At 36.1% G+C, this 25,245-nt stretch carries 14 protein-coding genes; 8 read left to right on the forward strand and 6 right to left on the reverse strand.

Features of this window, described 5'->3' with window-relative positions; translation table 11 throughout:
- Positions 1–91: 91 nt before the first annotated feature.
- From ACT3CE_RS17135 to ACT3CE_RS17160, 6 genes are all read right to left on the reverse strand, one after another.
- Complete coding sequence (locus tag ACT3CE_RS17135; RefSeq protein WP_444710998.1) at positions 92–1,654, reverse strand: sulfatase-like hydrolase/transferase; 1,563 nt, start codon at positions 1,652–1,654, stop codon at positions 92–94.
- 19 nt (positions 1,655–1,673) lie between these two features.
- On the reverse strand, positions 1,674–3,107 hold the full coding sequence (locus tag ACT3CE_RS17140; protein WP_444710999.1) for a glycoside hydrolase family 28 protein: 1,434 nt from the start codon (positions 3,105–3,107) through the stop codon (positions 1,674–1,676).
- 4 nt (positions 3,108–3,111) lie between these two features.
- Entirely contained in the window at positions 3,112–5,190 is a 2,079-nt protein-coding gene (locus ACT3CE_RS17145) for a beta-L-arabinofuranosidase domain-containing protein (protein ID WP_444711000.1), read from the reverse strand.
- Positions 5,088–6,632, reverse strand: a complete 1,545-nt coding sequence (locus tag ACT3CE_RS17150; RefSeq protein ID WP_444711001.1) for an alpha-L-fucosidase — start codon at positions 6,630–6,632, stop codon at positions 5,088–5,090. The genes ACT3CE_RS17145 and ACT3CE_RS17150 overlap by 103 nt, the downstream gene beginning before the upstream one ends.
- A gap of 150 nt (positions 6,633–6,782) precedes the next feature.
- Entirely contained in the window at positions 6,783–8,171 is a 1,389-nt protein-coding gene (locus ACT3CE_RS17155; RefSeq protein WP_444711002.1) for a glycoside hydrolase family 28 protein, read from the reverse strand.
- 292 nt (positions 8,172–8,463) lie between these two features.
- Entirely contained in the window at positions 8,464–10,545 is a 2,082-nt protein-coding gene (locus tag ACT3CE_RS17160) for a LamG domain-containing protein (protein WP_444711003.1), read from the reverse strand.
- 370 nt (positions 10,546–10,915) lie between these two features.
- Between ACT3CE_RS17160 and ACT3CE_RS17165 the strand changes: the two genes are divergently transcribed.
- From ACT3CE_RS17165 to ACT3CE_RS17200, 8 genes are all read left to right on the forward strand, one after another.
- Complete coding sequence (locus tag ACT3CE_RS17165) at positions 10,916–12,481, forward strand: sulfatase family protein (RefSeq protein ID WP_444711004.1); 1,566 nt, start codon at positions 10,916–10,918, stop codon at positions 12,479–12,481.
- 6 nt (positions 12,482–12,487) lie between these two features.
- Positions 12,488–14,305 (forward strand): arylsulfatase, encoded by a 1,818-nt coding sequence (locus tag ACT3CE_RS17170; RefSeq protein ID WP_444711005.1) that lies wholly within the window; start codon positions 12,488–12,490, stop codon positions 14,303–14,305.
- A gap of 34 nt (positions 14,306–14,339) precedes the next feature.
- Positions 14,340–15,719 carry a family 43 glycosylhydrolase gene (locus ACT3CE_RS17175; protein WP_444711006.1) on the forward strand — a complete coding sequence of 460 codons (1,380 nt, stop codon included), beginning with the start codon at positions 14,340–14,342 and terminating at the stop codon, positions 15,717–15,719.
- Positions 15,720–15,770: 51 nt separating this feature from the next.
- Positions 15,771–17,303: a sulfatase family protein gene (locus tag ACT3CE_RS17180; RefSeq protein WP_444711007.1), complete on the forward strand. Its 1,533-nt coding sequence runs from the start codon at positions 15,771–15,773 to the stop codon at positions 17,301–17,303.
- 402 nt (positions 17,304–17,705) lie between these two features.
- Positions 17,706–20,177, forward strand: coding sequence for a beta-galactosidase GalB (gene galB / locus ACT3CE_RS17185; RefSeq protein ID WP_444711008.1), 2,472 nt, complete (start codon positions 17,706–17,708; stop codon positions 20,175–20,177).
- Between the two features lie 48 nt (positions 20,178–20,225).
- On the forward strand, positions 20,226–21,818 hold the full coding sequence (locus ACT3CE_RS17190; RefSeq protein WP_444711009.1) for a sulfatase family protein: 1,593 nt from the start codon (positions 20,226–20,228) through the stop codon (positions 21,816–21,818).
- A gap of 13 nt (positions 21,819–21,831) precedes the next feature.
- The gene (locus ACT3CE_RS17195; RefSeq protein ID WP_444711010.1) at positions 21,832–23,487 is read left to right on the forward strand and encodes a glycoside hydrolase family protein; all 1,656 of its coding nucleotides are present in this window, start codon (positions 21,832–21,834) and stop codon (positions 23,485–23,487) included.
- Positions 23,488–23,652: 165 nt separating this feature from the next.
- Positions 23,653–25,212 (forward strand): alpha-L-fucosidase, encoded by a 1,560-nt coding sequence (locus ACT3CE_RS17200; RefSeq protein ID WP_444711011.1) that lies wholly within the window; start codon positions 23,653–23,655, stop codon positions 25,210–25,212.
- The last annotated feature ends 33 nt before the right edge of the window (positions 25,213–25,245 follow it).

Consider the following 25,245-nt stretch of genomic DNA (forward strand, 5'->3'; position numbering starts at 1 on the left):
AACTGCAAACAATTCTAGTTAAAGAATTGATTACAGTTCAATATATGTTGCACAATAATCGGTCATAGTATGCTATGACCCTACATTTTAATTAATAAAAATCCCAGAAATCATAGGCATAATCAACATGCTCTTTGTAATCACCTAATTCAACAGCTTTCTTTTTCATCTCTTTTTTCATTTTATTCAAAACTTCCTTGTACTCAGGTAAAAATGCAAGGTTCGTTGTTTCCCAAGGATCCTTTTTAATGTTGAATAAAAGAGTAACTCTCGATCCCGAAACAAATTCACTTTTTGACTTTCTATCGTAATCTTTCGCACGTACAAATTCAATCAATTTATAATTTCCTTTTCGATATGCTCTTTGATGCTGACGATAAGCATGATAGGTATAATCTCTAACCTGTTTTTTCTCTCCTTTTATTACTGGAACTAAACTTTTTCCATCAACGGATGCTGGAATGGACAAACCCGTTAAATCACAAATGGTTGGAAAAATATCATAGGTATAAGTCAAGGCATCAATTCTTTTTCCTTTATCTGCCACATTTGCACCTGAAACAATGAAAGGCACATGAACACCATCCTCATCGTAAACACTTTGTTTACCCATTAAACCATGGCAACCAACTGCCAAACCACTATCTCCTGCAAAAACAATCAAAGTATTTTCGTACTCTCCACTTTCTTTCAGCGCGGCAATAACTCGTCCTATTTGAGCATCCAAGTGCGTAATAATCGCATAATAATTGGCCAATTGATTGCGCACAACTTCTGGAGTTCTTGGCCAAGGTGCTAAAGCTTCATCGCGCAAAACCATATGACCATTATCAAAAGGATGCTGTGGCATATAAGAGGGTGGCAATTGAATGCTATCTGCAGGATACATGTCGCGATACTTTTGTGGTGCCTGACGAGGATCGTGTGGCGCATGAAAAGCCAAGTACATAAAAAATGGATCTTTCTTTTTATGATTTTTGATATAATTGATCGCATTATCAGCAAAAACTTCGGAAGTGTGTGGTCCTGTCTTCTCGGTTCCTGTTGGGCCACGTTTATCGCTTTTAGTAATTGCCCTACGAACAGTTTTACCATTTTCATCGTACTCCAATAAGTAGGCATCTTTTTTTGCAAAAATTCCTTTTTTATCCCAATCCCAAATAGGCATGCGAAAGTGATCGGTTAAGTAAACACCAATTCCCATAATTGTAGAACCAGTATCGAACGAACGAACCAAGGTTTTAATATCCTGATGCCATTTCCCAACAATATGGGTATCGTAACCCGCTTGCTTAAATGACTCACCTATAGTCGTATTGTCTTTTGGAATTTCACGCCCCTGCCCTTTCAGATGAAACACCTGACGACCCGACAGTAACATAGCACGACTTGGCATGCAAGTGGCTCCAGAAAATGATCCCATCAGGAAGGTATTTGTAAATGCAATCCCATTATTAGCCAAAGCATCGATATTTGGCGTTTTAACCTGCTGATGCCCTAATGCATGAACACCTGAATACCGATGATCATCGGTGAAAATTAGCAATACATTCTGTTTTTTAGTCTTCTTTGCAAAAGTTTGTTTTACTCCTGAAAATAAAAACAAGCTCATTAAAATAAGCAAAGCACTTATACTTTTTTGTTTGAAACACATAAGTTTTTTATTTATTCGTTTATTGAATTTGATATTTTTCTCCGTTAATTTCAGCCCCAACAACTTGTTGATTTTGAACATCTAGCATAACAAGCGGAAGCCTCTCATCTTTAGCTTCGGTCTGAATTAGCAGATTTGAAATTGTTAGCGATTCCATATGACGCCCCATAATTCCATAAGATGGAAGTACTCCGAAGAAACTAAACTCAGGATATCTTTTTTCATCCTCCAAAACAATGGTTTTACTTTGCTCTTTCGTTCCTCCTCCAGGCAGATAAATTTGAACATTTTCCAATTTTACAGCTCCAAGCTGATGATTTTTTGTACCCGTCATTAGAATTCCCGATGGAGGAGAAACTCTAGATTCTTCCAAATCCCAAGTTGTTGCCACAACATTACTAATCGTCACATTATTTATACTTCCTACATTTTGTTTTGGCGCATCACGATAAGTTCTTAATCGCTCTCCCAATCGAATGAAGATTGGCATATCCACCTTCTCCATCTGAATGCTATCAATCACAATATTATCGATATTCGCACCATCAACACTCAAAATTTTAATTCCTCCGCCACGTGTTTCGTGGATGTAGCAATTTTTGATTGTAATATCGCGAAAATCGCCCATCGATTCGGTTCCAAATTTGATGGTGCCCCAGTTACTTTTTAAACGACAATCACTAACCTGAACATTTTGTGTAGGAACAGGACTAGTTGTTTTGAAGCAAATTGCATCGTCTCCCGAATCGATAGTGCAATTTTTAATTACTGCATCTTTACTGGAATCTAAATCGATACCATCGTTATTTTTATGAGCATGACTATAAATTGTAATGCCATCAACTAAAATATCATCACACTGAAAAAAATGACAAGTCCAAGCAGCAGGTTGACGCAATGAAATATCAGTAACTTTTACTCCTGATGACTTTACAAAACGAACCAAAAAAGGCCGATTATTAACATATTCCTTCAATTTATTTTTATCAACACCCAATTTCTTCATGGTTTTTGTAAGCTCATCTCTTTTAAAAAGATGACCTCTTCCATCAACAATTCCTTTTCCGCCAAGGGCAATATTCTTAGCATTTAACGCACCAATTAAACACTTACCACGCTGCTGTCCAACTGCATCCGTAAACGGATCAATGGTTTGATAATCTTTAGGGTTTGCACTACCAATCAATTTTGCTCCTTCGGCTACTTTCAACCTCACATTATCTTTCAATAAAACTGTTCCTGAAACGTAAATTCCATCACAAATAAGAACTGTTCCTCCTCCAGCTTTACTACAATCATCAATGGCAGTTTGAATAAATAAAGTATTCAAAGTCAAGCTATCCCCTTTAGCTCCGTAATCTTGAATGTTCCAAACCGTTTTGGGTGTTTGACAAGAAATAAGGAAAAATACAATTCCAACAAACAATAATAATCTATTTTTAAGCATACTCATTCTATTATTTTTTCAATTCTGGTAATATTGTCATTCGTAAATAACTAACTCCCAAAGGCACGAACTCTAAAATTTCTTCTTTATCAGATAATTCTATTTTTTCAGGCCAAGAATTTAAATGTTTAGTTCCATCCAAATTCCAATTACCAACCTTTTGAGCCCTTACTTTTAACTTTACAGGTACAGCATTCAGATCCCAAGGATAACTTCCTTTTACCTCTGATTTAATAAACTCAATATCTTTCGATGAGATTGCATAATTCCAATCTCCTTTTGGCAAATACATTTTATGAGGGAAATCGCCTGCATCAGCACATCCAATAAAAGGAAAATCAATCATTTCTGCTTTAACAGGCAGAGAATATACCAACGGACCTCTTTCAATCGCAATTCCATCCCCATCCGTTTTCCAAGTACTTATCTTAATCTTCATGGGTAAATTTAAAGACAAGAGATCTCCATTTTTAAAAGTGCGATTTAAACAAACAAAACCTTTCTCTATTTTTAATTTCTCAATCTGTTTTCCATTAAGCCTTACTTCTGGATCCGTACACCATTGAGGAATGCGCAACAAGAAAGAAAACTTACTTTTCTTAGCCATCTTCATAGAAATTTTTATTTCTTCCGAAAAAGGGTAATTGGTCTGTTCTACAAATGTGACATCCTGATTGTTAATTGATGTAGTAAATGTTCCAGGACCATAAAGTGCTTTAACCACAGACTCTCCCGCCTCATCTCTCATCCACATTCTACCTGCATAAGCAGGCATCATGCGTTCAACATTTCCGGTGCAACATTCCGTATCGTGCCCGGTTCGGTAACACATTCTACCATAAGCCATTCCTCCCCACTTCAACTTCTCATTAAAACGACTCGATGTTGTAGAGGCTACTGGCTGATTGGGTGCAGAATAATATTGGTGTCCTTTAAATTCTTTGTTGATCGCTCCCATTCCCGCATTGAATATGGCACGTTCAATAACATCTGCCCAACGCCCATCTTTTGTAGCCTTCAATAAATATCCAGCACTCCAGCTTAAATCAACAATATCACAAGTTTCATGTGCCATGCTAATCGATTTTCCACTTAAATGCTCAACAGAACTTGGGCAACCATCCACCAACATGTGGTGCTTCTCCAATTTCTCCATTCCATGAATTGAAGCATCTAAGTATTTTTGTTTGCCAGTGTGTAAATATAAAATACTAGGGATTTTTACTTGCTCGAGATACGAAACACCATGACCTGCAGGAATTTTATCTGAAAGTAAAACATCTAAAAATTTCGACTGTGGTTCTGCATGATCCTCTTCGCTATATTCTCCCCCCTGCTGAGTTCCTGTATTTTGCGAAAAAGACTCCTCTGCCAAAACTAACAAATTCTGATTATTTGTTTTTCCATAAAGCCATAAAATCGACTCGATACTTAGTAAGGCTCGTCCCTTTGTAAATAAGCGTTTTTTCTGTAAAAAATGAGTCGTCAACTTATCCAAAATCCTTTGATCTTTCGTCACTTCATATTCCGCCATTAAGACTCTGAAAAATACAACCCGACTCCAATCATCACTGTTTTTAAAACCCAAAATACCCTCTTTACCAGGATGTGTCAGCACATAATCGATGTTCTTTTTTACGACTTGAATTAAAGTTGTATCCTGCAACAAATAACCCGCTCGTAAAATACCATCCAAATAGTAAGCAGTTTGCTCATAAGGCCAATCTTTTTTCCCTAAATGACCTTCAGGCACTTGAATATCTTCTGTCCACATTTTGGTATTAAATGGATAGCCTGAGACATGAGGATGTCCTCCTAAACCATTTTTCTGACGAATAAAATATTCTTTCAACCATCCTTCTGGATGAATTGTATTTAATGGAACCTCTTTAAATTGAGGTACGTTTTGAGCCGACAAATATGAGGCAAAAAACAATGAGACTACAAAAAATAAATGTTTCATAATTAGTTGGTAAGCTTTCGATTTTATTTTATTAATTTCTTTCGTTCTATTTTTAAACAGTAAGCAAAATCGCATGGTTTTTCTTTCGGAAAAGTTACCACCAAAGCTCCTTCGGTTTGTTCCCATTCAATTTTATCTTTTGAACCAATAAGGCTTATATTTTTAATTTGTCCTGGGTACAATTTCCCCTGAAAGCCAAGACTTTTAATATGTAATTTATCCTTTGGCCAATCCAAACATATCGCGTACAAGTCATCTCCTTTTTCCGTAAAACGGATGTCTTTTTCGGTGTAAACAGGAATCTCTTTCCCATGATTTTTTCCCTGACCATGATGTCCCGGATTGACTACTTCTGCTGGTCCTTCACCATAGATTACCCAAGGAGATGTTCCATAAATTGCTTCTCCATTTAATTTTAGCCAATCGCCCATGGCATACAATTCTTTTTTAACTTCATCAGAAAAGCTACCATCTACTTTTGGAGGCACATTCAGCAAAATTCGACCATTCTTACTGGTTATATCTGCCAACATATCAATTAGCATGTTCGCATCTTTCAATTTATTTTTAGGATTGTAAAACCAAACTGTTGGCCAAACCATGTGCTGTTGCATGTTGATATCAGCCATCCATGGATCGAATTGTAATCCATTCAAATTCCCATTTTCAATATCTCGCATGGCAATTCCTGGTGGAATATCGAATGATTTATAGATAAAACCAACCTCTTTGCCCCATTCCTGAGCTTTGTTAAAATATCGACTTAAATAGGTCTGCTGAACATCTTCACGAATACCAGACATACGAACTGCTTTTCCTTTATCTATTATTTTTCCACCAACCAATACTTTCTTTTTCTCTAATTGTAAGGTTCCTCCAAATCCAACATCGGTCCAAACAATATCTGGCTGATATAGCTCCATAGCTTCAGTCATTCGTTCTAACCAACCTTGCAGGTATTCGGTTCTAAAACGACCTTCTTTTCCATAAACAACAGGATCAGTTCCGGTCACTACATTTTCATGCTTTGGCGATACATAGGTCGTATCGGTAGATGAAATCTGTCCCCACAAAGTACTGCTATGGAAAGAAGCAATTAACTTCATATCTCGTTTTCGGATTTCACTTGCCAAGCTTCCAAAAATATCAACCTTTGGACCTTTTTTTACCGAATTCCAATCTGTAATTTTCGAATTCCAGTTCAACATCCCATTTACATGCCATGCTACTGGACCCGCAAACTGAGCTCCAGCTCTTTCGAACAAATCCACCCATTCTTTTGCCGAGAATTTCTCCCCTTTCCATTTTTCAATCGCTTCTGCGTGTGGCATATCCGGATTACCACTTTCGAGCACTACCGACTGAGCTCCCCAATGACTGTAAATTCCAAATTTTGAATCTTCTAACCATTGCGGTGTATTGTGTTTTCTCAACGACGACCAATTGGCTTCATACGGAATTTGGTCTACCTCCTTTTTTATCGCATCTTGAGCACAACTAGAGAGTAGGATGCTTGCCATAACAGCAAACAAGCTCAAATGCTTTTTAAATGGATTTATTTTCATCATGGATCTATTTTTTTGTGACTGAGCTATTATCACAATACAGTTTTATGAAACTGCTGATCTATTTTCTTTATTTCATACTCAAAACAAAAATGATAACTAGGAAGCTTTTTAGGTAGAATTGATACGATTTAAACAATCAGTAAAAGGCTCTTAATTCTTAACTTTAAAACGCTTCCCATTCATATAAAATTTACTTACCTCACTATTTGTAACATCATTTAAAATGATTGGTTTGCGAGCATCTTCATCAACTACAGTCAAATGAAAGTTCTCTACGTATACATTTTCCATATGACGCAAGTAAACTCCTGAAGCTGGCAATGTACCTACCAAACTAAATTCTGGCCAGTGTCCTTTTAGCACTTCTAAAGTGTACTCGTTCAAGTCTGTTTTTTCAGCATCTTCTTTTGTCCCTCCTCCCGAAACAAAAAATTGAATGTCTTTAAGAATGATGTTTTCAATCTTATGACCCTGCATACCAGTTAAGAAAAAAGCGGAATTCTTGTCTAACTCTGTATTATCAGCAATAATATTTTGAAAGATGAAGTTTTTCATCTCCTTGTAAGGATACATCTCATCCGGAGCATCAACACAGGCCTTTTGTTGCGTAAAAGTCATGAAAATTGGACGCGGTACATTTTTCATGACCAAATTCGAGAAAGTCATGTTCTTCATCGAACCTCCTTCATTCATCTGAATTTTCAGCCCAGAATCATTAATATTTTTAAAGGTACAATTGGTAACTGTTACTGATTCAAAATCGCCACGTGATAGCAAACCAATTCGCATTCCACCCCATTTGGTCTCGAAAATACAATTTGAAATCACCACATCTTTACAAGGTTTATCCACTAATGAAGCTTGCAAGCAAATGCAATCATCACTGTTATCAAAAGAACTATTTGATACACGTACATTGGTACATCCGTCGAAATCTAATCCATCACCATTTCTATTCGAGCGACTATGAATGTAAATCCCATCAACAACAATTTCGTTACAATACAACCAAGCTGAAGTCCACGCTGCAGGGTTAATTAATTTCACATCTTTCAGATGAATGTCATCACAATTCATGAATCGCATTAACATTGGACGCTTCTTATTAAAATATTTTCGATGTCCATTCCCATCAATTGTTCCATATCCATCAATGGCAAATGATTTTGCATCTTTTGCAAAAATGAAACAAAGATCCATATGCTTCTCACGCTTGTACATGATTTTATGCGTATCGTTTGAATAATCTTTCAAATCAGGACTCGCCAATAAGGTAGCACCATTCTCAACTCTAAGCGTTACAAAACTTTTCATGTAAATGGTGCCCGACAAAACTGTTTTTCCAGCAGGAATACGAACAACACCTCCACCATTTTCGTTACAAGCATCAATTGCAGCTTGAACAGCTTTAGTATCTTTTGTGACACCATCTGCTTTGGCTCCAAAATCAATTACGTTAAAATCTTTGGCAAATGTTTGAGCAGAAAAAATAATCAACATGCAAATTATCAAACCAATACGTCTAGAAACTTTATTCATTATATCCATTTAGATTTATAGTTAACGATTCAAATAAAACAGATCGCCCCAATTATTTCGGATACAATATTGAATCCAAAGCGATACATGAGTATATATCTACAAATGAAACAGCTAGATGGTTTTTAAATGGGATAACAAGCGGGTAAAAAATGGGGTAAAATCTATTATTCTCTCTATTTTACACATTTTACCCCCTGAATAATTTTAATCTCATAATGATTCGTAGAGCACAACAAGGAAATGCATAAAACAATCTAATACAGTTTACTTCTGGATATCTTAAGATTATTTATTCGTGGGAGGAGCAAGCATCAAATGACAATTGCAATTCTTCATTAAGCATGGTTTTATAATTTGTACTAAAACGACTGTAAGTATTTAGTGCTTTTTGTTTTTGTTTTGAATTCAACAAAGCTTTCACTAAATAACACAAGGCTTCCTCACTAAGTGAATCAATCGTTAACCACAGCGAAGCCAACTTATTTAAAGATCTCCAATCTTTCTGAGAAAAAGACAAAGCACAATAAGCTCTTAACTGATCGATATACTTATCGTTTAAGGAACGAAGCAAACCATCAAAATTCTCATTTTTTATCGGCTTACAAAGGTATAATTTCTTAAATGGAAGATTAAAATCTCCCTCTAACAAACTTGCTTCAAAATAGAATAAATCTACGAACAAATGCTTCGAATTATCAATTATCCATTCCTTGTTACGATAAACTAAAGCTAAATCATTAAATTGCTTTAGCAGAGTTCGTAACCTATGAATGTTGGTCCCTCTGTTATTTTTTTGTTGTGCCACATCATCTGTGTCCCATAAAATATCAGACATTTCCTGAGATGTAATATTCCGATTGTAAACACGCGGAAATAGCAAAATCAAACTGAACAATCGTATTAAGGTCGGCGTAAAATCATGCGAAATATCCTTCCCCTCTTTATCGAAAGCCCTAAAAGTTTCAAACAGATACAAAGCATTTTTTCGCGGAAGCACAACTGGCTCATCTTCCTTAAACTGTTCTTTACGAGCATTCTTTAATTTCATTCTTGCAATTAGCCATAGAAAAAGCACAAGTACAAAAAGCACAGCTACCAATATGGAAATGTATAAAGTATAGGGAGTGTTTTGCTCCTTTTGCAAGAGAACATCCAATTTGCCATTGTAAACGGCCTTAATTTCAGATTCGGAAAGAGCTCGATTCCAAATCGCCAACTTTGTCATTTGTCCATTAAATGTATTTCCCCAAATACTCTGACCAATAGTTATTACATCCTCCTTGCCTGTTCTCCCTTGTATTTGTTTGCAATCAATCAGGCATCCATTCACATAAAAATTGGCTTTATGATTGTAATTCACAGCGATTGCCAAATGCACCCACTCACCAAAATTGACTTTCTGTATTCGCGACTGACAGCTATATGCCATTGGAACATTAAACCACAATCGGCCCTGTTTTGTAAGGTAACGAAAGCAAAAATCTCGATTGCCGGCAAGAGCCATTACCCAATCTTTATCCGTTGGTTTTGCCCACACCGAAATGGTCATTTGATTATCAAAAGAAAAACCAGATGTTGTAATGTGGGAATTTTTAGATTGAAAATCTGCAACCATTCCTTTTACACTATCCGTTACGAATTGCACATCAACACTCTCTTCTATGCTTTTGGAACCATTCGAAATATCAGTAAAATCTCCTGACAAAGGCATATAAGTAACCAAACGATAAGATAAATCTGGAATTAACAAACTTTCGGTAAACACCTCTTTCATTTCCTGAGGTGACAATGCCTTACTCCACATCTTTAAATCATCAATACAACCCTCTGCATCTACTTTATATCTATCCTTGCCAATAAATATCTCATTTTTTATGAGCCACCAATCAGAAGATATACTATCTGTAAGAATACATTCTCCATTCAAATAAATCCCAAGATCGCCTTTCTTATTTATTGTAAACCCAAGGTACTGCCACTCGTTATCTGTCAACACGCCATCCGTGTCAATGTCTTTTTTATAATAATGATTAAACTGCAACTTACGATTCGATAAATATCGAAAGTAATAGACGGAGTCCTCACCAATAATCGTCCCTGAATGGATGTCAATATTTTCAGGTCGGAACCAAAAAGCAATAGTTAAAGCTGTATCTCGTTGATTATTTTGAATAACTAGAGCATTATCGGCAGAAATAAATTTCGCTACATCAGCTCTAACCTCATTATCAAAATAAGGCTTAAGATTTATGTGCGATTGATTTGCAAGTACATTCAAATCGTCAGAAAAAAACAAGTTCTCCTCAATCGATTGAGAAAAACCCATTGAAATGAAAACAAAAAAGAAGATTGAAACAAAAATTATTTTCATGTGAGATTTAAAGTAAAAAACAACTAAAGGTATACATATAAAAATATTCTTTCACAAATTAACAAATTTGTATCCACTTTGTAAAAAGAATGAAAAAATAGAATAGGTGTCATAATAGAGTACAAAAAGGGGGTAGATAAACAATACAAATCATAAATCACTATTAAACATTTACTTATACTTAATAATCATTTTTAAATTTCAAAAATAAAAATCTGTTAAGTTTAACTCTAGTAAAGTATTTGTATAGGATATTACCCCATCACATCCTAATCATATGTTTACCTTTGAATTTGAAGCTAGCTCCTATATTTCAATTAGGTCCAAGTTTAATCAGATAAAATAATTTGTTTAAAAAACTCAAAAAGCTATGACTCACTTCAAACCTATATCAATCTTACTCCTAAGTCTTTTCGCAATGATTGGTTGCACTAAAAATCAAGAAAAGCCAAATATTATTTTCTTACTTTCCGATGATCAAACAAGTATTGCCACAGGATGCTATGGAAATGATCAAGTCGTAACTCCAAACATGGATAAATTAGCTAGCGAAGGGGTGATGTTCCTAAATCATTACAATACAACGTCAATTTGCATGGCAAGCCGAGTAAATATTCTAACAGGAATGTACGAATATAAAACCGGATGCAACTTTATGCACGGAGATTTGAAACCTGAAAAATTAGACAAAAGTTATCCTGTATTGTTACAAGAAGCTGGATATTTCACAGGCTTTGCTGGAAAAGTTGGTTTTGATATGGACACAACAGAAACCGATAAAATTAAAAATAAACTTCCTGTAGGTTATTTCGACATGTGGGGCGGTGGTCCCGGACAAACCTTATACAAAACAGCAAAAAATCCTAGCATTGCCAAATATGCTGAAAAATATCCTCACAGTACAAGAGCCTATGGCGCATGGGCTAATGATTTTATTAAAGAAGCTAAAAAATCTGGCAAGCCATTTTGTATGTCTATCAGCTTTAAAGCTCCTCACCTGCCTTTTACTCCCGATAAGTATTTCGACTACGTATATGAGGGTAAAAAATACAATAAACCCGAAAATTATGGTGCTGAAAATGCAAAACATCTTTCAGCACAAGCAAAATCTGGTCGCCAATACAACAGCTACAATTTCTGGAGAGAATCAGAAGAATCGTATCAAGAGGCAATTACAAAATACAATCAGCTAATTCATGGTGTAGATTATGCCATTGGAATGATTCGCAAATCGTTGAAAGAACAAGGCATGGATGAAAATACTATCATCATATTTACTGGTGATAACGGATACAGCTGTGGCGCTCATAACTTAGCCGGAAAAGTACTTCCCTACGAAGAAGCATCCAAATCTCCATTCATCATTTACGATCCTCGAGCTCCTAAATCAAAAAGAGGTTTAAAACGTGAAACCGTAACTGCGAATATCGATATGGCTCCAACCATTTTGACTTATGCTGGTCTCGACATTCCTAAAAATATGGATGGCGTTAATCTTTTGCCCTTGATAGAAAAACCTGAAGGAATTAAACGTAAAACAGTTGCATTAACCAACATGTGGGGAAACGATGAAATTCAAGCCATGTCGGTAGTTTCAAAAGATTGGAAATACATTTACTGGCAATATTCCGACGAAAACATGGAGTCTACCGAAGAGCTTTTCAATATTGGAAAAGATCGATTGGAGATGAAAAACTATGCAAATGATCCAGAATTCAAAAATAAATTAGTTGAAATGCGACAGCTTTACGACGAACAATACAAGCAAATGGCAAACAATTCGATAGACTGTAATGATTACCCAAAATACTCAATTCTATTTGATCGTCATGCTAAAGCCATCGATAAAAAGCCTCACTTAACCGGCAACTACCAAGAGGTATTAAAACAAGATGCATTGAAAAGAAAATTAAAAAATCAACAAAACCATAAATAATAAAACATGTCATTGATAAAAAAACTAGCTTTCACAGCTACTGCAGTAGCACTTTGCATAGGAAGCATCACTGCAAAAGCACAAAGCAATAAAAAACCAAATGTTATCATTATCCTTACCGATGATCAAGGCTATGGAGATGTTGCAGCTCATGGCAACAAAGTGATTAAAACCCCAAACATGGATAAAATGCACGACAATGGAATTCGCCTTTCGAATTACCACTGTGGTACAACCTGCGCGCCGAGTCGTTCAGGATTAATGACTGGTGCTGATGGAAACCGTGCTGGTGTTTGGCATACCATTGGAGGATGTAATATTCTTAGAGAAAAATTTGTACTGATGCCAGAAGTATTCAAAGAAAATGGATACTCTACAGCCATGTATGGAAAATGGCACTTAGGTGATTCTTATCCGTACCTACCTGAAGACAGAGGGTTTGACGAAACAGTTTCCCATGGTGGTGGTGGAGTTGGTCAAACACCAGATTATTGGGAAAATGACTATTTCGATGATACTTATTTCCGCAATGGAACACCAGAAAAATTTAAAGGATATTGCACCGATATTTTCTTTGCGGAAGCAATGGATTTTATCGAACGTAAAAAAGATGAACCATTCTTTGTATACCTTTCTACAAATGCCCCACACGGCCCTTACAATGTAGAAAAAAAGTACTACGATATCTATAAAGATGAAACTTCAATCACCGATAGACAAAAGGCTTTTTATGGTATGATTACCAATATTGATGACAATATGGGAATCCTTGATAAAAAACTAGAAGAGCTTGGTTTGAAAGACAATACCATTCTAATCTTCACAACTGATAATGGAACTGCGGCTGGCCATTCAGGAAAACTAGGTAACGAAAAAGGTTTCAACGCTGGAATGAGAGGTCATAAAGGATCACAATACGAAGGTGGTCACCGAACTCCTTTCTTTATTCGTTGGAAAGATGGTAAGCTAACTGGAGGTCGAGAAATTGACCAACTATGCATGAATTTCGATATTCTGCCAACTCTTATGGATCTATGTAATTTAGGAAAAGTGGATGGTCCTGCTCATGATGGAATTGACTTAGCTCCTGTACTAACAAAACAAGTGAACAAATTACCTCATCGTTACTGTGTGGTAGATAACAACCGCATTCAACAACCCGAAAAATGGAGAATGTGCTCTGTAATGGATGACGAGTGGCGTTTAATCGATGGCAAGGAATTGTACAACATCAAAAATGATCCTGGACAAGCTAAAGATATTGCTTCTCAACATCCTGATAAAGTTGAAGAAATGAGAGATGCTTACGAAAAATGGTGGAAATACACTTCTCGTGATTTTGGGCACTACGAAGCTTATAAAATTGGATCTACTCAAAATGATGAATCTACAATTACTGTTCACGATTTACACACCTTCACTGCAAATGCTTGGAATCAATCGTATGTTCGCGATCCTTTTTATGGAAAAAAACCAGCTTTAGCCAAAGGGTATTGGATGATTGATGTGCAAGAAGAGGGAGAATATGAAATTTCAATTTCAAGATGGCCTCGCGAATCTGGTCTTGCTTTAGGAGATACAACTCCTCAACACGGTACTCAAACGAAATGGAATAATGTTAATCCTGCAGGGATTTTTATCGATCTAAAAAAAGCAACACTAAATATCGAAGCAATTCACCAAGAAAAACCTGTTGATCTGTCTAAAAAAGAAGTCAATTTCAAAGCATACCTTTCAGAAGGTCGCCAACACCTAGAAGCTTCATTTACAACTAGTAAGGATGTTGAATTCTCAGCATTCTATGTTTATATTAAAAAGTTGTAGCACATTACAAAGCACTCTAAAAAATCAATTAAATATGAAAAATTCTTTAATAGGCTTGAGCTTATCAATTATGATCTTTTGCTCTTGTACCTCAAAAGAAAAAGCAGTGAAAAATAAGATTCCGGGGTACAATCCCCATGCGGTATCTGTAAATTCTATTGCTCCCGATCGAGGCCTTGCCGATCCACATGTTATAATTATTGGCGATACAATATATGCAATGTGTGGGCACGATCGAGATTGGAATATTGTTGATTTTTGTCATATGAATCGCTGGGAACTTTGGGCTTCCTCTAACCTAACAGAATGGAAGCACAAATTAAATATTCTGCCAACCGATACTTACATTGGCGATCAAGACAATTGCTGGGCAGGAGATCTTGCGACCAAAGACGGTAACTATTACTGGTACTTTTCGAACCGTAATTTCAATACAGGAGTAATGATAGCTCCAACAATAAACGGGCCTTGGAAAGATGCTTTAGGAAAACCTCTTTTGCCAAAAGGCCTTACACCTAGCAATTCTTATGACCCTGAGGTTTTTGAAGAAAACGGAGTGCACTATATTATTTTTGGCGCAGGACAATATTACATTGCAAGATTGGGCAATGATATGATTTCTCTGGCAGATGAACCACAAAAACTTTTGGTACAGAATGACGATGGCACAAGAAAACCAACCGGAGATAAACCAGCAATTTTTAAACGTGGCGATTGGTATTATCTATTTTGGGGCTATAAGTATTCTATGTCAAAAAATTTAAAAGGTCCTTACACCTTTAAAGGCGACTATATAGATGGCGGTCATGGAAGTGCGTTTGAATGGAAAGGCCAATGGTACAGCATTCAGGAAAATCACGAGACCAATGCCTTTTACCGTGGCGTACAAATTAGACCATTGTATTTTAACAAAGACAGTACAGTTTACATTCCAGAAAATAACTTTGAATACCCACTCCCTGGGCGCATCTACAATTTTGAATATACTACTCAAGGCTGGAGAAGTGAAAAGGGAACCAATCTAAATAGAGATGAAAAATCAGCTTGTATTTACGGTACATCAGAATGCAAAGATGCCATTGTTGCATCAACTCCATTTATTCACACTCCGATTTATTTATGCAAACAAGTAAAAATTGTTATTAAAAATGTATCGGGTAGCAATTCTATAAAATTGGCATTAAACGGATACAATGACCCAACACGTTTTACTCGCGTTGCACCAAAAAAGGTAGATTGGGACAAAGAAGAATGGGTTATTGCCGATGTTAAAACAAATAACGAATGGCAGGAAATAATCATCCCTTTATCACAATTTAAAACACGCAAAAAACACCTTCACCAATTGGCTATTCAACCTGTCCCCAACAAAACGAATGCAGAATGGATAATTAAAAGCGTGATTGTAGAATAAAAACTCAAAATAATCAACACCAAATCATTACTGATACTAAAGAAATAAGTTATGCTTAAAAAGATATTTTTCGTCTCCCTACTTTCCATTTTTGCTTGGAGTAGTAGTTTTGCAGACAAGCGCCCTAATGTTATTGTTATTTTAGCCGATGACCTTGGTGTTGGTGACATTTCCAACTATCGTCGCATGCACACCAACCAAGTGATTTTAGAAACGCCAAATATTGATAAATTGGCAAATACAGGCATGAAATTTCTGAATGCTCATGCGCCTGCAGCCTTATGTGCAACCTCTCGTTATGCGATCATGACTGGAAATAGTTGCTACAGAAGTAAACTTCCTTGGGGTGTTTGGGGTGGTTATTCAAAATCTGTAATCAGAGCAGACCAATTGACTTTAGGACGCTTAATGAAGCAAGTTAATTACCATACTGCTTTCTTTGGCAAATGGCATATAGGAACTACTTTCAACAGAAAAGATAATCAGAATAAGGAATATATTCCCAATAAGAAAAAGAAGATTGAAGATGAAGTAGACATCAGTAGAATTGTTGCTAGTGGTCCCAATCAAAACGGATTCGATTACAGCTTTAATTTACCATCTGGAATTCAAAACGTTCCTTATGCGGCTTACGAAAACGACAAATGGTATCCATTAACAAAGGAATCTACTATTGCAGTAATTGATAATGAATACATGGCTTCTTTAGATCTTAAATTGGATAAAAAAGAAGGATTAGGAGACTCAAACTGGGAACCCAGAAAAATTGGTCCGTTATTGGCAAACAAAGCCGTGAACTACATTAAGCAAAATGCCAATAAAAAAGAACCTTTCTTTATGTACTATTGTTCTCAAGCTGTTCATTCTCCACATTCTGCTCCCAAAGAGTTAAATGGAATAAAAATAGCGGGCACAACTCCATCCAGACATATGGATATGATTAAAGAGCTAGATGTTCAAGTAGGAATGATTGTTGAGACCTTAAAAGAACAAGGTATTTATGAAAATACGGTTTTAATTTTCACTTCTGATAATGGTGGCTTACACACAGATGGAGACACTTGGAATTCTCATCATGAGCCAAGTGATATTTACCGAGGATGCAAAAATGATCCATACGAAGGAGGTCATCGTGTACCTTTCATTGTTTCATGGCCTGAAGAAATTAAGCCAAACCAAAGTTCAGAACAACCCATTTTAGGTCTTGATATTATGGCAACCTTGGCTGCTATTACAAATCAAAAAATCAGCGAAGAAGTTGCACAAGATTCGTACAACCTATTGCCTGTTCTAAAAAATAAAAAAGGCGCTAAAACTCATCCATACCTGATGGTACAAGGTGGTTCTCATAAAGAAGTTATTATCATCGACGAAGGTTGGAAATTGATCATACAATTTGATCGAAAAGATAAAACGGACAAAACAAGAACCGCAGTTGCTCTGTTTGATCTTAAGAACAATATTAGAGAAGATGAAAGATACAATTTGGTAAACGATAAAAAATACCAAAATAAAGTAGAATACCTGTTCAAGAAATACAACGATACAAGAGACAATAAACCTTTCACAGGAAACCATTTGTAACTTATACATAACAAATCAATTTCAGAAGAAAAAATACATTTTACAGAAGACAGTTAATCAATTGGATTAGCTGTCTTTTTTTTAGTGAAAAAATCGCCCAAAATTCTAACGAATAAATTACACAAACACATGCCTATAAAATTATATTCTCATCTTTTTCAACGTAAAAATACTCATAAATAGACGCAATTTGTTATACCATAACAAAAGCCCAGACAAACACCATAACTACTTATCTTTCAGTATCCAACACAAACATCATCTTTTCCCCTTTCAATATACAACCTACTAACAAATGATTTTACCTCCCCCTAAATAAAAAACACCCCTTATTAGCAGAAATTATTCTCCGTTATTACTCCCTATTTTCTAGATCTTTGACAAAAGCAAAAACAATAGTCTATGAATATAACAAAACGCATATTTGGTATTCTTTTTTTCTTTGTTCTTATTACAAGCGGATATCAATCTACTCAAGCACAGAACTTGAATTTCAACGAATCATGGCGCTTCTTTAACGAAGAAGCCGAAGGTGCTGAAATGCCAAGTTTTAATGACTCCAGTTGGAGAAGTTTAGATCTACCTCACGACTGGGCAATTGAAGGCCCATTCAACGAAAAATACAATGCTCGTTGTGGTGGTCTTCCTTTCCACGGAACTGGATGGTATCGTAAACAATTCAAAACACCAAAAACAGCAAAAGGAAAAGTTGTTCGCATCGAATTTGAAGGTGCAATGTACGATGCTCATGTATGGGTAAATGGAAAGTTTGTTGGAAATAGACCCTATGGCTACATCGGTTTTGAATTTGACATCAGTAAAGAATTAAAATACGATGGTACCGATAATGTAATTGCTGTTCGTTTAAGACCACAAGATTTATCTTCAAGATGGTATCCTGGTGCAGGTCTATATCGCTCGGTATGGCTAAAAATTGACGAACCTGTTCATGTTGCACAATGGGGAACTTACATTACAACTCCTACAGTAACTGAAAAAATTGCAGTTGTTCAAAATGAAACTACTGTTGTAAATAAAAGCGATAAAAGAGCACATATTACCGTAAATCACGAATATTTTTCGCCTGATGGAAAATCGGTAGCCTCTGTAAACGAAAAAATTGAAGTACCTGCCAATTCCTCAGCAATTTCAGCCTTATTTTGCAAAATAGATAAGCCACAACGCTGGGATATTGAAAATCCAAATCTGTATAAAGCGGTTACCACAATTGTACAAAATGGAAAAGTGGTAGACACCTATAATTCTCGTATTGGTTTGCGATCAATTGCTTTCACAAAGGATGGCTTTTTCTTGAACAACAAGAAAATTCGTTTCAATGGCGTTTGTTTACATCATGACAATGGAGCATTAGGTTCTGCTATCTATCGCAGAGCTGATCAACGAAAGTTGCAAATCATGAAAGACATGGGTGTGAATGCAATTCGTACAAGTCACAATCCCCCATCGCGCGTATTTCTTGAATTGTGTGATGAGCTTGGATTAGTCGTATTGGATGAAGCTTTCGATGTTTGGAAAAAAGCAAAAGTTCCAAATGGCTATAACGTATTCTTTGAAAAATGGGCAGAACGCGATATCAAGGATATGGTTCGAAGAGATCGGAATCATCCATCTGTTATCATGTGGAGTACAGGAAACGAGATTTTGGAGCAAGGAGATAAGAAGAATGGTTGGAGAGTAGCAAAAATGCTAAACGACTACGTTAAAGAAGTAGACCCAACTCGTCCAACAACAGTTGGAATGAACAACTACTCTAATCCTTACAAATTCAATTTTGCACAACAAACTGATATTGCAGGAGTCAACTACAAACCTACTAAATACAGTGAAATTCGAGAGACTTATCCTGAATTGCCTATTTACGGTTCAGAAACTTCCAGCTGTACAAGTAGCCGTGGTGTTTACCATTTGCCAATTGAGAAATACAAAACTCATGAATCTACTCATGTTACCAGTTACGATTTAATTGGACCTCCATGGGCATATCCTCCAGATGTTGAATTCCATTACCAAGAACAAAATCCTTACAGTATGGGAGAATTTATTTGGACTGGCTTCGATTACTTAGGAGAACCAACTCCTTACGGTGGAAAAGATAATTCGACCAATGGCTATTGGAATGGAGATTGGCCATCGCATAGTTCTTATTTTGGAGCTGTTGACTTGTGTGGCTTCCCTAAAGATCGCTTTTTTCTATACCAAAGTCACTGGACTACTAAACCAATGATTCACCTGCTTCCTCACTGGAATTGGAAAGGAATGGAGGGCGATATGATTCCTGTTTACTGCTATACCAACTGCGACGAAGCTGAGCTTTTCGTGAATGGAAAATCGATGGGGAGAAAAGTAAAAGGAAAAGACTTAACTGAGCTGATCGTAAAATTCATTCGTTACGAAGGAGATTCATTTCAATCTAAATATCGTTTATCGTGGAATGTTCCTTACAAAGCAGGAACGATTAAGGTAATTGGCTATAAGGATGGTAAAGAAATTCTAAGTGAACAAATTTCAACCGCTGGTAAGCCAGCAAAAGTAAACCTTTCAGTTGATCGCAGTGCAATTGACGCCGATGGTAGAGATTTGGCTTATGTTACGGTTCGTATCGAAGATAAAAACGGAAACCTATGTCCAATGGCCGATAATTTAGTGAACTTCTCAGTAAAAGGTGCAGGCGAATTAATTGCTGTGGATAATGGAAACCAAATTAGTCTGGAATCTTTTCAAGCAAAGCATAGAAAAGCTTTCAGTGGCATGTGCTTGGCAATTGTTAAAGCCTCAAAAACAACTGGTAAAATCACTTTAACAGCAAAATCAAAAAAGCTAAAAAGTGCTCAAATTGTTATTGAAACAAAATAATTAAATGTTGATACAACATCTGATAAATAGATCAAAAAAAAAATTACCATGCTTACCAAAAAATATCTCATAACCATCTGTTTTATAGCACTGTGTAGCATTTCCTTTGCTAAAAAGAAGCAACCAAACATCTTGTTTATCATGTCTGATGATCATACTGCTCAGGCAATTGGTGCTTATGGTGGTTTACTAAGTAGCTTAAATCCAACACCAAATATCGACAAATTAGCATCAGAAGGAATCCGATTTGAGAACGCGTTTTGCACCAATTCAATTTGTACTCCTAGTAGAGCTTGTATCATATCAGGTCAATATTCTCAAACTAATGGTGTTTTAGATCTAGATAATCCTCTAGATACCGACAAACAATACTTACCTAAAGAATTAAAAAAACTTGGCTATTCAACTGCCATGATTGGCAAATGGCACCTACATACCGAACCTGTTAACTTCGATTATTACAAAGTTCTTCCGGGTCAGGGAAAATATTTCAATACGAAATTCCTCGAAAAAGGAAAAGGAGATTGGCCAAATAATATCGTAACATCAAAAGGTCATTCGTCGGATGTAATAACTGATGTAACAATTAATTATCTAAAAAATAGAGACGAGTCAAAACCCTTCTTTTTAATGCATCATTACAAGGCTCCTCATGATATGTTTGAGAATGCGCCTCGTTACGATAACTATTTAAAAGATGTTGAAATACCAGAACCTGCAAGTTTGTATAACCAACCATTTTGGGGATCGGAAGCAACAAAAGGAAAAAATGATAGTCTGATCCATTACATAGGAACTTCAATTTCTCCAAGACATCAACAAAATCACAAAAAACCAACCAATTATACCAATCGTTGGTATGGAGATTCAATTGATCCAAAATTAGGAACTCACTTGGCTTATCAGAAATACCTAAAAGATTATTTACGATGTGTAAAAGGTGTGGATGATAATTTAGGACGGTTATTCGATTACCTAAAAAAAGAAGGACTGTGGGAAAACACCATCATCATTTATACTGGCGACCAAGGAATGATGCTCGGAGAACATGATTTAATCGATAAACGATGGATGTACGAAGAAGCAATGCGCATGCCTTTCATTGTACATTATCCAAAGATGATTGAAAAAGAACAGGTTTCTGATCTATTGATCAACAACACCGACTACGCTCCTACTATGATTGAACTTGCTGGTGGTAAAACTCCAGAATACATGCAAGGACATAGTTTCATCAACACTTTAAAAGGAAAAGCAGAAGAAAACTGGCGCGAAGCAACTTACTATCGCTATTGGATGCATATCATTCATCATTACGTTCCTGCTCATTTCGGCATCAGAACCAAAGAATACAAATTGATGTTCTTTTACGGAGCTCATTACATGCCAAAAGAAGATTTCAAAGGTCACTATTGGGCAACACAATACAATGGAATCGATCGAGAAACACCACATACTTTTGAGTTTTACGATCTAAAAAACGATCCTCAAGAATTGCACAACAGATACAACGATCCACAATACAATGAGATAATTGAAAAATTAAAAAAACAATTGATTGAAAAACGTGAGGCACTGAATGAAACAGATAAAAATTATCCTAAACTTGAAAAAATAATTCAAGAGAACTGGAACAACTAATACTAATTAACTCATGAAAATTCGTCTATTACTACTTTCAATTCTAGGATTTTTTGCGGCTAGCATCTCAAATGCTCAAGACGTAGAAAGAGAGCGTCCTAAAGAATGGGACGGATTAGTTGAAGGCGGAATGTTCATGGATCGATTTTTACCAATTCCAACAATAGGAAAATTAACAAATGATACCTGGGGGGCAAAAGGTGTTAAGCCTCGCTATGTTGACAATGGCATTGAAGATAAAGAATGGTCGTATTGGGGTGGAAACATTGTGCTTGGATCCGATGGCAAATACCATCAATTTTTGTGTAGATGGAGAGAAGATTCAGAAAAAGGACACATGGAATGGCCTCGTTCCGAAGTTGTTCATGCCATTGCCGATAATTCTTTAGGACCTTTTAAATATATCGAAACCATTGGAAAAGGACACAACCCAGAAATATATCAAATAAAAGATGGCCGATATGTTATCTATGTAAATAACGGATACTACATTTCAAAGAGCTTAAATGGACCGTGGAAATATGCAAACTTTGAATATGACCAACGCAACAGACCTGTATTCGATCACATGACCAATCATACATTTGCACAACGCGAAGATGGTTCGTACCTAATGGTTTGCCGAGGTGGTGGCATTTGGTTCAGTGAAAATGGGCTCCCTCCTTTCTATGAGGTAAGCGAAAAAAGTGTTTATCCTCCTTACGAAGGCAGATATGAGGATCCTGTAGTTTGGCGCACCAACATTCAATACCATATGATTGTTAACGATTGGCTGGGACGAATTGCTTACTACTTGCGATCGAAAAACGGTATCAATTGGAAAGTAGAACCAGGAGAAGCTTATCAGCCAGGAATTGCAACATACGAAGATGGAACCTTAGTTAATTGGTACAAATTCGAACGAATTAAAGTTTTACAAGATGAATACGGACGAGCCATTCAAGCCAATTTTGCTGTCGCAGACACCATTAAAAAACAAGACAAAGGAAGCGATCGTCACAGCTCCAAGAATATTAGTATTCCATTAACTGTTGGCCGTTTAATTACTATTCTTAATAAAGAAAAAATCGATTCCTCGACCAAAACCATTCGCATTAAAATTAAAGCAGAAAAAGGTTTTAATCCACATAAGGATATCAATATTAAATCTCTGCGCTTTGGTGGCTCCGAAAAAATAAACTTCGGTGGAGGTTCGAAGGTATTGAAAACAGAAAAATCAGGTAATGATCTGATAATCGAGTTTAATACTGCTGAAAACGGACTGACAAATGACAATTTTGTAGCTAAATTATTGGGAAAAACAAAAAAAGGAAAACTCCTATACGGATATGCTCGTCTGCCAGGTATCAATTACAACGAACAGGCACTTTCGTGCAAATTTCCAATTCTCGCTTTAAACGGACGCGAATTAAAAATTAAACTGGAAGTACAAAATTTTGGACAAATCACTTCTACTGTATCAAATGTAAAAATTGAATATTTAGAAAAAGGAAATTGGATTCTAATCAAACAAGGAAATATCAAACCATTAAAACCATTTGAAAAAACAACACTTATTCTAAAAGCCAAGAAATTTGCAGAAAGAGAAAGTGCTGTAAAAATAAAAGTAACAATTAATCAAAAAGAACAAAAGCCAGCTGTTCTTGCAGGAACAATAATAATTAGATAATGACTAATAAACTGCATTTAAACACTAAGAAAACTGAATAAAAACAAAGAAAATAAATAATTACATACTACTATCATGACAAAAAGAATATGTCGCATAAAAACAATGATTCTAAATCAGTTCGCATGTGCATCTTACTTAGTCTTGATAGCAAATTTTTAAATCATGAGAATTAATTACTTGCGAGCATTTGCCTTCCTGCTAATAGCAGTAAACACCATTGGGTTCGCGAATGCAAAAAAGAAAGAAAAATTTAAACCAAACTGGGAATCTTTAGAAAAAATAGAACAAGTGCCGGAATGGTTTCAAGATGCTAAATTTGGTATTTATGCCCATTGGGGACCTGTATCAAATGCATTTGTAGGAACCGATCCTAATACTTTCTATGCTGGATGGCATGGAATGAAAATGTACGAAGATGGAGTAAAAGTTCCTACAAAAAATGGGAAACCTACCAGTAACTTTATTCATCATTCTGAACACTTCGGAGATCCTGCTGAATTTGGTTATAAGGAACTAATCGAAAAATTTGACCCATCTGGTTTCGACGCTAAAAAATGGGCTGATTTATTTGCTCTTTCAGGTGCAAAATTTGCTGGTCCAGTTGCCATGCACCACGATAACTTTGCCATGTGGGATGCAAAATCTACACGCTGGAATTCTATGAATTATGGTGGAATTGATCCATCGGCAGAATTAAAAAAAGCAATTGAAGCTAAAGGAATGAAATTTATGGCTTCTTTTCATCATGCATTTACCTGGAAATATTACGCTCCAGCTCATGCTTATGGTGGAGTAAGCCCAGAAGATTACGATTTATACACCAATCCTCATGCCTTAGATTCGGAAACTCCTGATGCCCGTTTTTACAAAGAATGGTGGGCAAAACTAAAAGAATATATTGATGTATATCAACCTGACTTAATCTGGTTTGATTGGTGGTTAGAAAATATGACTGAAGAATGTCGCGAGAAGTTTCTTGCCTACTACCACAATAAAGGATTGGAATGGAACAAAGATGTTGCTGTTTGTTACAAAGAAAGTACTTTCCCAGCAAGTACAGCCATTAAAGATTATGAACGAGGAAGACCTAACCAACCTGTAGAACAAATGTGGTTAACCGACACTTCTCCAGGAGCATGGTTTTACCGTCCAGGTGCTAAATTTAAAACACCCAACCAATTGGTTGATATCTTGGTTGATATCGTAGCAAAAAATGGTTGTATGTTACTAAATGTTCCACCAAACCCTGATGGAACTATTCCTGAAGTAATGGTAAACCTATTAACTGAAATGGGAAAATGGTTAAAAGTAAATGGCGATGCTATTTACGGAACACGTGTTTGGACTGTTTTTGGAGAAGGCCCTACGCGTTTACCAGAAGGTGGGCATAAAGTTGAAAAACTAAAAATTGCCTATACCAATACAGATATTCGATTCACTAAAAAATCGGATAAAGAGTTTTATGCGATAGTAATGGACAAGCCTGAAGGTGAAACTATTATTAAAACCTTAAGTACTCAAATTGGCGTACTAAATTCCAAAATTGAAAAAATCGAATTATTAGGAAGCAATGAAAAAATTGAGTGGGAAAGAAACGAAAAAGGCCTTATCATTAAAGCTCCTAAAGTTTTACCATCAGACTATGCACATTCATACAAAATAACTTTAGAAGGTTATACCGAAAATGCAATTGGTGGTGATGTTGAAGCTCATGTTGATTAACACAACCAATTTAAAAAAAAGTGCTGTTCATAG

Origin of the sequence: Marinifilum sp. RC60d5, assembly GCF_052400665.1 — a bacterium.
Lineage (GTDB): Bacteria > Bacteroidota > Bacteroidia > Bacteroidales > Marinifilaceae > JBQTGK01.